Consider the following 15,201-nt stretch of genomic DNA (forward strand, 5'->3'; position numbering starts at 1 on the left):
CACAGATCCAGTGTGGGAGCGAGCCTGCTCGCGAAGAGGCCGGTCCAGCCGCCGGAGAACTAAAGCCCCTCCAGCTCCGCCATCAGATCATTCAACCGATCAACCTTCTCCTCGGTAATGGCACTGGCCGCCAGCCCATCGATGTATTCGGCCAGTTCCTCCACCGTGCTGCACTCGAACATCGCGCGGAGTGGCACGTTGCGTTGCAGGGCTTTCTGCACCCGCGATGCAATTTGCGTCGCCAGCAAGGAATGCCCGCCGAGTTCGAAGAAGTTATCGCGCACGCCGACCTTTTCCACCTTCAACACCTCGGCCCAGATATCAGCCAGGGTCTGCTCCAGCTCGTTGCGCGGGGCCAGATAATCCTGGCTCTGCAACTGGCCGATCTCCAGCGCCGGAAGGGCTTTACGGTCGAGTTTGCCGTTGGCATTGCGCGGCATCTGCTCCAGCCACAGCCAGTGCAGTGGCACCATGTATTCCGGCAGTTCGGCGCGCAGGCGCTGCTTGATCCGTTCCAGGCGTTCGCCCGGATTGAGCGCTGCATCGGCCGCAACCAGATAACCCACCAGATGCTTGCCGTTGACGCCCTCCTGTACGCCAACCGCAGCGTCGCGCACTTCCGGTTGTTCGTGCAGGCGCGCTTCGATTTCACCGAGCTCGATGCGGTAACCGCGAATCTTCACCTGATGATCGACGCGGCCGACGTATTCCAGCACGCCGTCAGCGCGTCGCCGCGCCAGATCCCCGGTACGGTACAGACGCTCGCCCGGCGCGCCGAACGGGTTCGGCACGAATACCGGAGCCGTACGCAGCGGATCACTGACGTAGCCGCGACCGACACCGGTGCCAGCCACACACAATTCACCCACGGCACCCAGCGGCACCAGATCCAGCGCACCATCGAGCAGATAGAGCAAGTTGTTGTCGGTCGGCGTGCCGATCGGCAAATAACTGCCGCGTGTCGAGGCCAGGTCAACGCGGAAGAACGCCACGTCATCCGAGCATTCCGCCGGGCCGTACGCATTGACCAGACCAATATCCGGGTAACGCAGCAGCCATTGATGCGCCAGTTCCGGCGGCATCGCTTCACCGGTCGGCAACATCCAGCGCAGGCCGTCGAGGCTCATGTGGTCAGCGCCGAGCATGCCCTGAATCAGCGACGGCACACTCTCCAGCACGGTGATGCCTTGCGCCTGCACATGCGCCAGCAACCCTTGCGGATCGTGGGCAATTGCGTTCGGCACGATGTCGACCCGCGCGCTGAACAACGGCGCGGCGAGGAATTGCCAGACGGAAATGTCGAAGCTTTGCGAAGCGGTCTGCGCGATCACATCGGCCTCGCTCAAGTCGAGGTACGGGCGTTTGCTCAACTGGTTGTTGAGCATGCCGCGCTGCTCGACCATCACGCCTTTTGGCAGGCCGGTCGAGCCCGAGGTGTAAATGACATAGGCGAGATTGTTCGGGCCGCTGTGAATTCCCAGATTACTCGCAGCTGCCGCCGACGCCTGCACCTCTTCCCACACCAGCAAGCGCGGACGATTCGAACAGCCGAACTCCTCGAGCAAGGTCTGCGCCTGATCACGGCAGGCAGCGCTGCACAGCAGCAACGGCGTGCGGCTGAGCTCAATGATGCGGCTCAGGCGCTGGCTCGGCAGGCCCGGGTCCAGCGGCAGGTAACCGGCACCAGCCTTGAAGCTGCCGATGATCATGCCGAGGAGGTCGAGATTACGCTCGGCGAGCAACGCCACCGGTTGATCCATCCGCACACCGGCAGCGACCAGTGCATGGCCGACGCGATTGGCATTGTGGTTCAGCTCGGCATAGGTCAATTGCTGATCGAGGCAACTGGCGGCAATGCGCTGCGGATGCGCCGCGACCTGGGCTTCGAACAGCGCCACGTAGCTTTGCTCCAGCGGATAGTCGTGGCCGCTCTGGTTGCAACCGTGCAGGAGGAAATCGCGCTCTTGGTCGCCCAGCAGCGGCAGCTCGGCCATTTCGCCATGGAAGCCGTCGACCAGCGCCAGCAGCAGGCGCTTGAACTCAGCGAGCATGCGCTCGACCGTCGACTCGTCGAAGTAACGCTGGTCATACGACAGGTGCAGGCCAAGGTCATCGCCCGGGTAGCACACCGCCGTCAGCGGGAAGTTGGTGTGGGTACGGCCGGAATCCGAGGTCGCATTCAGGCTCTGCGCGCGGTCCAGTACCGAGACTTCCACCGGTGCGTTTTCGAACACGAAGAGACTGTCGAACAGCGGCTGGCCTTTGGGTAATTCGCTCTGTTCCTGGATATTCACCAGCGGCAGGTACTCGTACTCGCGCAGTTGCATGTTGCTTTCGAGCAACGCGCTGAGCCACTGGCGCACGCTGCTGCGCTGATCGTCCGCAGGCATCTTCACCCGCAGCGCAATGCTGTTGATGAACAGACCGACAGTGCGCTGCATTTCCGGCATCTCCACCGGGCGCCCGGCCACGGTCACGCCGAAGAGCACGTCGCGATCACCGCTCAGGCGTCGCAGGACCAGAGCCCACGCCGCTTGGGCGAAGGTGTTGACGGTCAGTTGATGTGCCTGCGCCAGCTCCCGCAGACGTGCGCCGTCCTCGACATTCAGACGAGTGTAACGGTCGCCGACGATCATGCCGCCGCTGTCACCGGCGTGTTCGCGCAGGAACGGCCGGTCGCTCGGGATCGGCGTGGTGCGCTCGAAGCCTTGCAGATTCTGCCGCCACCACTGCCGCGCTTCGGCCAGGCTTTGGCGTTGCAGCCAGCCGATGTAGTCGCGATAACGCGGCGGCACGCTCAACTGCGCTTCACGACCTTCGCCAAGGGCGGTGTAGATCTCGAAGAAGTCGTTCATCAGCAGCGAGCGGCACCAGGCGTCGATGAGGATGTGGTGATTGCTCATCATGAACCAGTAGCGCGCCGCGCCGACCTTGATCAGGCGCAGGTGAAACGGCGCCTGATTGAGCAGATCGAAACCGGCCTCGCGCTCGCTTTTCAGCAGCGCTTGCAGCTGTGGTTCCTGCTCGGTTTCGGCGACCGCGCTCCAGTCCAGATACTCGATCGGTGTACGTCCCGGCGTATGAATCACTTGCAGCATGTCTTCGCCGACGTTCCAGCAGAACGAGGCACGCAACGCTTCGTGACGGGCGACCACCGCTTGCCAGGCCTGAGCGAAACGCTCGGGATCGAGTTCGCTGTTGATGCGGTAACGATCCTGCATGTAGTACAGACCGGTGCCCGGTTCGAGCAGAGTGTGCAGGAGCATGCCTTCCTGCATCGGCGTCAGCGGATAGACGTCTTCGATGTGCGCGGCCGGCACCGGCAAGGCGTCGAGTTGCGTCTGGGTCAGTTTCGCCAGCGGGAAGTCCGACGGCGTCAGACCGCCGGCCCCGTCCTGCAGGCAATGTTCGATCAGGCTTTGCAGCTCACCGACGTAAGCATCGGCCAGATCGTGGATGGTCTGCGCGTCATAACGCTCGGCGCTGAAGGTCCAGCGCAGGAGCAATTCGCCGCCATACACCTGACTGTCGACGCTCAGCTCGTTCGGCAACGGCGCCTGCGGATCGTGGGCGGCACCGACCGGCTCATCGAGCGGACGGAACAGCGCATCGCTGGCAAAACTCTGGTCGAACTGGCCGAGGTAATTGAAGGTGATCGGCGCGCTCGGCAGCGCAGCCATGCTCTGCCGGCAACCGTCATCGGCGAGATAACGCAGCACGCCATAACCGAGACCTTTGTGCGGCACGGCGCGCAGTTGTTCCTTGATTGCCTTGATCGAAGCGCCCTGCCCGGCGGCCTCTTCGATGGTGTGCGGAGTCAGGCGCAGCGGGTAGGCGCTGGTGAACCAGCCGACCGTGCGGGTCAGGTCGATCTCGTCGAACAGGGTTTCGCGACCGTGGCCTTCCAGTTGAATCAGTGCCGACGGCTGGCCGCTCCAGCGGCACAGCACACGGGCCAGCGCGGTCAGCAGCAAGTCGTTGACCTGAGTGCGATATGCGCTCGGTGCCTGTTGCAGCAACTGCCGGGTGCGCTCGGCATCGAGGCGTACGCTGACGGTTTGCGCATGACGATTCTGCCCGCCGCCCTGCGGATTCTCGCAAGGCAGGTCAGCGCTCGGGCCGGCCAGTTGCGCTTGCCACCAGCTCAACTCTTCACGTAGCGATTCGCTGCCGGCGTAGGCCTGCAATCGCGCGGCCCAGTCCTTGAAGGCGCTGGTTTTCGCCGGCAGTCTCAGCGGCTGCGCAGCGTCGAGTTGGCGATACGCCGTTTGCAGATCGTCGAGCAACACGCGCCAGGAAACACCGTCGACCACCAAGTGGTGGATGGCGATAAACAGGCGTTGCTGCGCATCGGCGCCATCGACCAGCGCTGCGCGCAGCAACGGGCCGTTATGCAGATGCAGACTGCGTTGCGCGTCGGCGAACAGGGCCTCGCACTGTTCCAGCGAATCGACGCTGAATTGCCACAGCACATCCTCATCCGTCAGCGCTTGGTGCGTCGCTTGCCATACGCCATCGGTTTGGGTGAAACACAGACGCAGTGCATCGTGCTGCTCGATCACCGCCAGCAAAGCCTGGCGTAAACGTTGCGGCTCGAGCGGCACAGTCGGTTCCAGCAACAGCGCCTGATTCCAGTGCTGGCGCTCAGGAATTTCAGTGTCAAAGAACCAATGCTGAATCGGTGTCAGCCGCGATTCGCCGTCGACCAGACCTTGCTCGGCAGTCACCTGCTGCGTGCGACTGGCAACTGCAGCGAGGGTCTGCACGGTCTGATGCTGGAACAGATCACGCGGGCTGAAGTGAATACCCTGCTGACGTGCGCGGCTGACCACCTGAATCGACAGAATCGAGTCGCCACCGAGTTCGAAGAAGTTATCGTTGAGGCCGACCTGCCTGACGTTGAGCACATCGCACCAGATCTGCGCCAGGGTCTGCTCCAGTTCGTTGCTCGGCGCGACGTAGTCCTGCCGATTGAGCTGCGGATCCGGTGCCGGCAAGGCGCGGCGGTCGAGTTTGCCGTTGGCGGTGAGCGGCATGCTCGCCAGCAGCATCAACTGGGTCGGCACCATGTAATCCGGCAGTTGCGCCTTGAGGTGAGCTTTCAGGGCCTCGCGCAATTCAGCTTGTTGCGCCTCACTTTGCTCGGCTACTTCGGTCACCAGGTAGCCCACCAGTTGCTTGCCACTCGGTGCGTCCAGCGCCAGCACTACGGCTTCGCGGATCGAAGGGTGATCGAGCAGGCGCGTTTCGATTTCGCCCAGCTCGATACGGAAACCACGGATCTTCACCTGATGGTCGATGCGCCCCAGATACTCGACCAGACCATCGGCACGCTGGCGCACCAGGTCGCCGGTGCGATACATGCGCCCGCCATCAGCGGCAAACGGGTCAGCGACGAAACGCTCGGCGGTGATGCCCGGACGGTCGTGATAGGCCTGGGCCAGACCGGCGCCGCCAACGAACAACTCACCGGTCGCACCTTGCGGCACCAACGCCAGATCGGCGTCGAGAATGTACGCGACCCGCGCGCCGATCACGCTGCCGATCGGCACACTGCCGGCGCCCTCTTCCAGCACCTGCGGCGCCAGACTGGCCAGCGGCATGACCACGGTTTCGGTCGGGCCGTAGGCGTTGAAGAACTGCGCCGGTTGGAACGCCGCGCGGATGCGCTGCAAATGCTCGCCGGTCAGCGCTTCACCGCCGGTGATGATCATCCGCACCGGCAGGAATTCGTTCTGTGTAGCGAGGAACTGCGCCAACTGGCTGCCGTAGCTCGGCGTGAAACCGAGGACGGTGATTCGATGCGTACGAATCAAGCCGCAGATTTCTTCCGCATCCCACTGGCCTTGCGCCCGCAACACCACTTGCGCTCCGCTGAGCAACGGCACCAGCAGACGTTCGGTGGCGGCGTCGAAGTTGATCGAATAGAAATGCAGTTCACAGTCGTCCGGGCGCATGCCGAAGCGTTCGATCACGGCCTGGCAGTGCATGGCGATTTCGCCGTGGGACACCACCACGCCTTTCGGTTTGCCGGTCGAGCCCGAGGTGTAGATCAGATACGCCTGATGTTGCGGCAGGCTGATAAACGGCAACTCGCTGGCCGGGTAGGCAGCCAACCCGGCGCTGTCATCTTCCAGGCACCAACGCGCCACACCTAGGGGCAACTCGCCGAGTGCTTCGAACATCGCCCGATCGCTGAGCAGCAGGCCGATGCGACTGTCTTCGATCATGTAGTGCAGAGGGTCGAGCGGGTACTCCGGATCCAGCGGCACATAGGCGCCGCCCGCCTTGAGAATCGCCAGCAGGCCGATGACCATTTCCAGCGAACGCTCCAGCGCCAGACCCACCCGCACTTGCGGGCCGACCCCGCGTTCACGCAGCGCCCAGGCCAGACGATTGGCACGGGCATCGAGTTCGGCGTAGCTCAGGGTCTGCCCAGCGAAAGTCAGTGCTGGTGCGTCTTTGCGCGCCAGTGCCTGCTCGGCGAACAGATGATGGATGCACTGATCGAGACGATGCTCGCCCGGCTCGATGCCGAGGCTGTCGAGCAGCTGCTGTTGCTCAGGCTTATCGAGCAGCTGCAGTTCACTGAGGCGTTGCTGCGGATCAGCGATCAACGCTTCAAGCAGGTTGCGCCAATGCCTGGCCATGCGCGCGATGGTCGGTTCGTCGAACAGATCGGTGCTGTAAGTCAGGCAGCACCCGAGGCGATGGTCGAGGTCGGTGACTTCCAGATTGAGGTCGAACTTGGTCGCCCGCGCATCGTTGGCCAGATACTCGACGGTCATGCCGGCCAGCGTGCGGCTTTGCTGGAATTCCCAGCGCTGGACGTTGCACATCACCTGGAACAGCGGGTTGTAAGCGGCGCTGCGCGGCGGTTGCAAGGCTTCGACCAGATGATCGAACGGCAGATCCTGATGCGACTGGCCTTCGATCACCGTGTGGCGCACTTGCTCGAACAATTCGCCGACCGACATCTGCCCGTCGAGCTGGCAACGCAGCACCTGGGTGTTGAGGAACGCACCGATCAGCCCTTCGCTTTCCGGACGGATGCGGTTGGCCACCGGCGCGCCGATGCGCAGGTCGGTCTGGCCGCTGTAGCGGTAGAGCAACGTGGCGAGCGCGGCAGTCATGGTCATGAACAGGGTCAGACCGTTTTGGCCGTTGAACGCCCGCACCCGGGCGGCGAGATCGTCGCTCAGATCGAAGCGGAACAGCTCGCCCTGATGGCTTTGCACCGGTGGACGCGGACGGTCGCCGGGCAATTCCAGCAGCGGATGTTCGCGACCCAGTTGTGCAGTCCAATAGTCGAGTTGGCGCTGACGCTCGCCGGATTCCAGCCACTGGCGCTGCCAGACGCTGTAGTCGAGGTATTGCACCGGCAGCGGTTCAAGCGGTGATTCGCGCTCGTCGACGAACGCTTCGTACAACGCGCTGAGTTCACGAGCAAAGATGTCCATCGCCCAGCCTTCGGTGACGATGTGGTGCAGGGTCAGAACGAAGTAATGCTCGTGCTCGGCAGTCTTGACCAGACAGGCGCGCAGCAGCGGGCCGGTCTCGAGGTCAAACGGCCGGTGCGCTTCTGCATCGGCCAGTTGCTGGACTTGTTGTTCACGCACAGCCGCCGGAAGGCTGGAGAAATCCTTCCAGCCCATGCGCACACCGGTCTCGGCATGCACTTGCTGGCGGGCAACGCCGTCGATGCTGGGGAACGTGGTACGCAGGGTTTCGTGGCGCACGATCAGCGCCTGCAACGCCGCCTCGAAATGCTCGACATGCAGCACGCCACGCAGGCGCGCCATGCCGCCGACGTTGTACGCCGGGCTGTCCGGTTCCATCTGCCAGAGGAACCACATGCGCTGCTGCGAATAGGACAACGGCACCGCTTGGCTGCGATCTACTTTGCCGATCGGCAGCTGTTGGTTGGTGCGGCCGCTGGCCTGGATCAAACGGATCTGTTCGGCGTAATCGCCCAGTTCGCTGTGCTCGAACAGCGTGCGCAGCGGCAGCTCGACGTCACAGGCCTGACGTGTGCGGGAGATGATTTGTGTGGCCAGCAGCGAGTGACCGCCGAGGGCGAAGAAATCGTCACGCAGGCCAATCTGATTGAGGCCGAGCACTTCGCGCCAGATCGCGGCGATTTGTTGTTCCAGTTCGCTGACCGGTTCGACGTGTTCACGCACCTGCCATTGCGGTTCAGGCAAGGCGCGGCGGTCGAGTTTGCCGCTGGGGCTCAGCGGCATCGCGTCGAGGCGCAGCAGTTGCGCCGGGACCATGTACTCCGGCAGCTCGGCGGCCAAAGCGGCTTTCAGGCGAGCGATTTGCTCATCGGCATCTTCACGCAAATCGGTTGTCGTGAAGTAGCCGATCAGTTGCGCACCGGCAGCGGTTTCGCGCACCAGCACCACGGTTTGGGCGACGCCCTCCTGACCGAGCAGCCGCGCTTCGATTTCTTCCGGTTCGACGCGAAAGCCGCGGAGTTTGACCTGCTGATCAAGACGGCCGAGGTATTCGATCACACCGTCGGATGTCCAGCGCGCACGGTCACCAGTGCGGTACAAACGTGCGCCCTGCTCGCCCAGTGGATCGACGACGAAGCGCTCAGCGGTCAACGCCGGACGGCGGAGATAGCCACGGGCCAGACCGCTGCCGCTGATGCACAGCTCACCCGGCACGCCCGCCGGAACCGGGTTGAGATCGGCATCGAGGATGCGGCAGATCACATTGCCCAGCGGCCGGCCAATCGGCGAGCGCTCGCCATCGGCAGTTGTGCAGTGCCAATGGGTGACGTTGATCGCGGTTTCAGTCGGGCCGTAACGGTTGTGCAGTTGCACCGCCGGCAGTTGCGCGAGGACGCGATTGCGCAGTTCGGCCGGCAGTGCTTCACCGCCGGAGAATACCCGACGCAGGCTGGTGCATTCGGCACTCAGCGGCTCGTCGATAAACAGCGCCAGCAACGGCGGGACGAAGTGCAGCGTAGTCACGCCGTGCTCCTGGACCAGTTGCGCGATGCGATGCGGGTCACGGTGCTCGCCCGGGGCGGCAAGCAGCAGACGCGCGCCGGTGATCAGTGGCCAGAAGCATTCCCACACCGAGACGTCGAAACTGATCGGCGCTTTTTGCATCAGCACGTCGGTTTCGTCGAGAAGGTAAGTGTCCTGCATCCATTGCAGGCGCTCGGCCAGCGCGGCGTGGGTGTTGCCGACGCCTTTCGGTTGCCCGGTGGAACCCGAGGTGTAAATCACGTAGGCGAGGTTGTCGCCATGCAGGTGCAGGCCCGGTGCGTGGCTCGGCCATTTGTCCAGGTGCAAGGCGTCCATGGCGATCACACTGACACCGTCGCTTGCTGGCAGGCGCTCAAGCAGTTCGGTCTGGGTCAGGAGCAATTCGACGCCACTGTCGCTGAGCATGTACGCGAGGCGTTCCGCCGGGTAATCCGGGTCCAGTGGCACATAGGCGCCGCCGGCCTTGATGATCGCCAGCAGACCAATCAGCAATTGCGCCGAGCGCTCGGCAGCGATGGCCACGCACACGTCCGGGCCGACGCCTTTGTCGCGCAGGTAATGCGCGAGCCGGTTGGCTTGCGCGTGTAGCTCGGCGAAATCCAGGCTACCGTCGTCCCACACCAACGCGGCGCGTTGCGGGGTTTTGTGCACTTGTTGCTCGAGCAGTTCCGGCAGCCACTGTTGCGCCGGGCTGCACGGTGCGACGCTCCAGTCCTTCTGCTGATTCTGCTCGTTAACGGTCAACAAGCGCAGATCGCCGATGGCCTGCTGTGGCTGTTCGCAAACTTCGTTCAGCAGATTGTGGAAATGCGCGGCCAGTCGCTCGATAGTCGCGGCGTCGAACAGTTCGCTGGCGTAGTCGAACGACAAGGTCAGGCGCCCGTTGCGATCCTCTTCGCTGTGCAACTGCAGATCGAACTTGGCTTCGCGGCTGTGCCACGGCAGCTCTTCGGCGAGCAGACCCGGCAGGCGCTTGAGCGCACTGAGGTCGCGCTGCTGATGGTTGAACATGACCTGGAACAGTCCCTGTTCGCGGGCCTGCGGGAAGGCTTCGAGCAGTTGCTCGAAGGGCAGATCCTGATTGGCTTGAGCACCCAGAGCAGCCTGGCGGGTCTGGCCTAACAGCTCTGCAAACGGCAGGCGCGAATCGATCTGTGCACGCAGTACCTGGGTGTTGATGAAGAAGCCGATCAGGCCTTGGGTTTCCAGGCGCGGGCGGTTGGCGTTGGGCACGCCGATGCGAATATCGCGCTGGCCGCTGTAGCGGTGCAGCAGACTTTGAAACGCTGCGAGCAGGAGCATGAACGGCGTGGCTTCGTGTGTCTGCGCCGTGTGCCGGATCGCCTCGCTGAGCTGAGCACTCAGGCGCACGCTGTGCCGCGCAGCGCTGTGGTTTTGTCTGGCCGAGCGTGGATGATCGGTAGCCAGTTCCAGTGTCGGCTGCTCATCGCCCAACTGCGCTTTCCAGTACGCCAGTTGCCGCTCGCCCTCGCCTTGCGCCAACCATTGCCGTTGCCAGTTGCCGTAGTCGGCGTATTGCGTGGGCAGTGCTGCCAGTGTCGCCGTCGTGCCTTGGGTTGCGGCGGCGTAGAGGCGCGAGAATTCGTCGAGGAGAATATTCAGCGACCAACCGTCGGCGATGATGTGGTGCAGCGTCACCAGCAATTGATGCTCTTCATCATCGAGGCGCACCAGCGTCACTCGCAGCAGCGGGCCTTTTTCCAGATCGAACCGAGTGCGCGCCTGGTCTTCGCGAATCTGCTCGGCGCGGGCTTCACGCTCGGCCGCTGGCAGGCCGCAGATGTCGATCAGTTGCAGATTGAATTCAGCAGCGGCGAGCACTTGCTGCAATGCCACACCGTCGCGTTCGAAGAAACGTGTGCGCAAAGATTCGTGGCGTTCGATCAACTGCTGGAAGCTGCTGCGCACAGCGTCTTCGTCCAGTTCGCCACGCAGGCGCAAGCCGCCGGGAATGTTGTAGGCGCTGCTGTGCGGGTCGAGTTGCCAGGTGATCCACAGACGGTTTTGCGCCAGCGACTGTGGCATCGGCTCGCTGCGCGACAGCGTGGTGATCGCATCCTTGGCGCTGCCGCCGTCCTGTTGCTGCTGCGCCACAGCGGCGGCGAAGGCGGACAAGGTGGGGGCTTCGAACAGCAGGCGCAGGTTCAGCTCCACACCGAGTGCTTCGCGAACCCGCGCGACCACTTGCGTCGCGGCGATCGAGTTGCCGCCGAGCAGGAAGAAGTGATCGTCGGCGTTGATCTGTTTGATGTTGAGTTGCTCGGCCCAGATCTGCCCGATCAACGCTTCAAGATCCGAGGTGCTGCTGGTCGCGGTTTGGGTTTCGGCTGTGGTCGAGGGGAACGCCGCGTAACTGTCGAGGCTGCCCTCGGCCAGACGATTACGGCACGCCGAGCGCTGCAGTTTGCCGCTGGAGGTTTTCGGCAACGCGCCCGGATTGAGCAGCACCACCACACTTGGCGCCTCTTGATACGCCTCGGCCACGGCTTGACGAATGGCTTTGATCAGCGCTTCTGGCGGAAGGATTTTCTGTACGCTGCGGCTGATTTCCGCAGCGATGCCGATGCCCTCTTCGCCGTCGTGATCAACCGCGAATGCCGCCACGCGGCCCTTGCGCACGACTTCGACTTCGCGTTCGACGGTCTGCTCAATGTCCTGCGGATAGAGGTTGTGACCACGGACGATGAGAATGTCTTTCAGGCGCCCGGTGACGAACAATTCGCCGTCACGGACAAAGCCGAGATCACCGGTGCGCAACCAGGTGCGGCCGGCGTGCTGAACGAAGGCCTTGGCGCTGGCTTCGGGATTGCGCCAGTAACCGTGGGCGATGCTCGGGCCTGCGGCCCAGACTTCACCGACCGCGTTGTCCGCCAGTTGCTCGAGCGTATTCGGTTCGACAATCAGCACCGCGTGCTCAGGCTGGCTGATGCCACAGCTCATGATCGCGCTGCCGTCGCCCGGCTCGGCGCGGTTGTGCGCCAGCGCCTGATCGTCCACGCGCAGCGCCGGGATGCCGGCGCCGCGCGGTGTGCCGGCGACAAACAGGGTCGCCTCGGCCAAACCGTACGAAGCCATGAAACTGTGCTCACTGAAACCGCAGGGGGCGAATTTCTCGGCGAAACGTTCAAGAGTGTCGAGGCGGATCGGCTCGGAGCCGGAATAGGCCACGCGCCAACGGCTCAGATCGAGGCGCTCCAGCGCCGATTCGCTGACCCGCTCGCTGCACAGGCGATAGGCGAAATCCGGCCCGCCGCTGATGGTGCCGCCGTATTCGGCGATCGCTTCCAGCCAGCGCAATGGCCGCCCGAGGAAGTACGCCGGCGACATCAGAATGCACGGCACGCCGCTGAAGATCGGCTGCAACAGACCACCGATCAAACCCATGTCGTGATACAGCGGCAACCAGCTGACGATGACGTCGTCCGGGTTGACGTCGATGCCGAATCCGTGACGGATGAGCAGTTCGTTGGCGACCAGATTGCCGTGGCTGACTTGCACGCCCTTCGGCAGCGCGGTGGAGCCGGAGGTGTATTGCAGGAATGCGATGTGCTCGGCAGGCAGGTCCGGTTCAACCCAGCGTTCGGCCAGTGCGCTGTCGAGGGTGTCGACACACAACAGCGGCGGCGCGCCGTCGATTTGCTGCAAGGCATCGCGCAGGTCGGCGCTGGTCAGCAACAGCTTGGGCTCGGCGTCGGCGATGATCGACAGCAAGCGCTCCTGATGGTGGCGACGGGCGGACTCCGGCGGATAGGCCGGCACCGCAATCACACCGGCATACAGGCAGCCGAAAAACGCCGCGACGTAATCCGCACCACTGGGAAACAGCAGCACCGCGCGCTCACCGAAACCGGCCTCGGCCTGCAACGCAGCGGCGATGGTGCGCGCGCGTTGATCCAGTTCGCGATAGCTGAGCACCACAGCCTGCTCGGCGTTTTCGGCGAGAAACCGCAAGGCCAGTCGGTCCGGCGTCAGGGCTGCGCGACGCTTGAGGGCATGGACCAGGGTGCTGGGGAGTTCGAACGCGTCGGTCATGAGGTTTCCTGCCTGAATTCGGCTTGCAAGTGGAATCGGGGTGCTGCGTCACGCTTGTCGAGAGGCGTGCGGGGCGCGGTCTGTGCCGACCGCGCAAGGCATCGGAATGCGCTGTGGCCGGGGATCTACACCCCGAACCATTCACCAATGAGAACGGATGACGTCTGCAAATAATTAGTCGGCAGGCGCGGCGTCCAGCGGGGCCAGGGTGCGGCGGCGTGTCGCAGTTCGCAAAACACATCGACTTACAGCACTACTTCTCTTTCTCATTTGACAATCATTATCATTCAACATAATTTGTCGCTCGATGTGTAGGACGGCGCCGTCCCCCGAGGCCCTCCCACTAACCTATTGGCAGCAAGGTGATTTCCATGACGGAACAAGTATCCACAAGCAGGTGCGATTCACCGCTACTTCAGGCATTCGTCGACAATCGACTGATTCTGGTCAAGATTGCAGCCCGCATTACCGGTTGCCGGTCTCGTGCCGAAGATGTGGTTCAGGATGCGTTTTTCAGACTGCAATCGGCGCCGCCGATCACGTCGTCGATCAAGGCTCAGTTGAGCTACCTGTTCCAGATCGTGCGCAACCTCGCCATCGATCACTACCGCAAGCAGGCGCTCGAACAGAAATACTCAGGCCCGGAAGAGGAAGGCTTGAACGTGGTGATTCAGGGCGCTTCGCCGGAAACCTCGCATATCAACTTCTCGACCCTGGAACACATCGCCGATGCGCTGACCGAGCTGCCCAGCCGCACCCGCTACGCCTTCGAGATGTACCGCTTGCACGGCGTACCGCAGAAAGACATCGCCAAGGAACTCGGCGTATCGCCGACCCTGGTCAACTTCATGATTCGTGATGCGCTGGTGCACTGCCGCAAGGTCTCGGGCAGTCGGCGGGATGTGGTGAACGCGGGTCGTCGCTGAACCCGCGTCGCCTGAAGGAGAAAAAGATCGCAGCCTTCGGCAGCTCCTACATGAGAATGCATTCCTCTGTAGGAGCTGCCGAAGGCTCGGGCCGCGATCGGACGATCTTTTTGTTTGATGCGGTATCAGGCCAGCTTGCACCGATCAAAAAACCGCTCCCGCCCCAGAATCATCAGCGCCGCGCGCTTGTGCGGGAAATCAAATTCCTTTTCGCAGTGGAAACACTGGTTGTGCATATGCCCGATCATCCTCGCGTTATCGGCACGCGGCTCGGCGACCACGCGCTGGGTGCGTGGGTCATCGAGAAACAGGTAATGCACCAGCGCCGATAACCAGCTCGCCACCTTGTGCGGGCCGCGATGGCTTTCCTCACCGACCAGCATGTGAATGCCACGGTCGTAATCGCCGGCATCGTAGAACGGCGCGATGCGGTCTTCCTTGGCCCAATAGGCTTCGAAATAGGCAAATGGCTCATCGTCAAAACAGCCGATCAGCGTCAACGTGTGCGGATCGGCATCGAGCTTGCTCAGATACTCGCGATGCTGCTCAAGGCTGCCCTCCTCCTGCCAGAAGCTCGCCACGCGCGGGGTGTTCTGCCAGCGATTGAAGCGCGACAGATCTTCCTCGATTTCCAGCGTGCGCAAGGAAATCCACGCGCCGAGCCGCGCATCGAAACGCCGATAGACTTCCCCGCGCGGCTTCACCGGGCGCAGCGGATGACGCTTGCCCTGGCTGATGACCATTTGCTGCGGATAGCTGCCGGTCATTGAAGCGCCGAGCCACGGTTGCGGCAGTTGCCAGAACAGCGTGCGCTCGCAGCGATATTCGCCGGCAACTTCGGTGTTGATCAGTAAACCGCTGAGCAACGCTTCGGTGGGCGGTTGGTCGAGTTGCCATGTCAACTGCTGACACGCCGGGTCACGGGCGAACAACCAATAGCAGGCCGCCCACAGGGCTTGCCCGGGCGGCAGAGCAAAACGTTCGTCGAGCTGGATCGGGCCTTTGCCGTCACGGTCGAGGCGCAGCCGAATCAACGGCTGTCCGTCCAGGCTCAGGCTCAAGCGGCTCTCGGTGGCATCAGCGATCAATCGACTGCCCGAGGGCAACGCCAGGGCAGTCAGGTCATTCAGATTGGACATGGGGCGGGCTCACGTAATCGTCGACAGTTCAACGAAGTGACGTGAGCCGGGAGGGGAAATTTAAGCGCGAGACAAAAA

3 protein-coding genes are annotated in these 15,201 nt (G+C 63.0%); 1 reads left to right on the plus strand and 2 read right to left on the minus strand.

Annotation, left to right across the window (positions count from 1 at the left end; translation table 11 throughout):
• Positions 1 to 59: 59 nt before the first annotated feature.
• Positions 60 to 13,058: a non-ribosomal peptide synthetase gene (locus AC0Z4S_RS22735; protein WP_485624684.1), complete on the minus strand. Its 12,999-nt coding sequence runs from the start codon at positions 13,056 to 13,058 to the stop codon at positions 60 to 62.
• A 371-nt stretch (positions 13,059 to 13,429) separates the two neighbouring features.
• Between AC0Z4S_RS22735 and AC0Z4S_RS22740 the strand changes: the two genes are divergently transcribed.
• On the plus strand, positions 13,430 to 13,984 hold the full coding sequence (locus AC0Z4S_RS22740; RefSeq protein ID WP_253503942.1) for an RNA polymerase factor sigma-70: 555 nt from the start codon (positions 13,430 to 13,432) through the stop codon (positions 13,982 to 13,984).
• Positions 13,985 to 14,109: 125 nt separating this feature from the next.
• Here AC0Z4S_RS22740 and AC0Z4S_RS22745 read toward each other — a convergent pair whose 3' ends face one another.
• Complete coding sequence (locus AC0Z4S_RS22745) at positions 14,110 to 15,123, minus strand: GNAT family N-acetyltransferase (protein ID WP_485624685.1); 1,014 nt, start codon at positions 15,121 to 15,123, stop codon at positions 14,110 to 14,112.
• Positions 15,124 to 15,201: the final 78 nt, after the last annotated feature.

Source organism: Pseudomonas sp. 1L-B-1-E-C1, assembly GCF_057291835.1.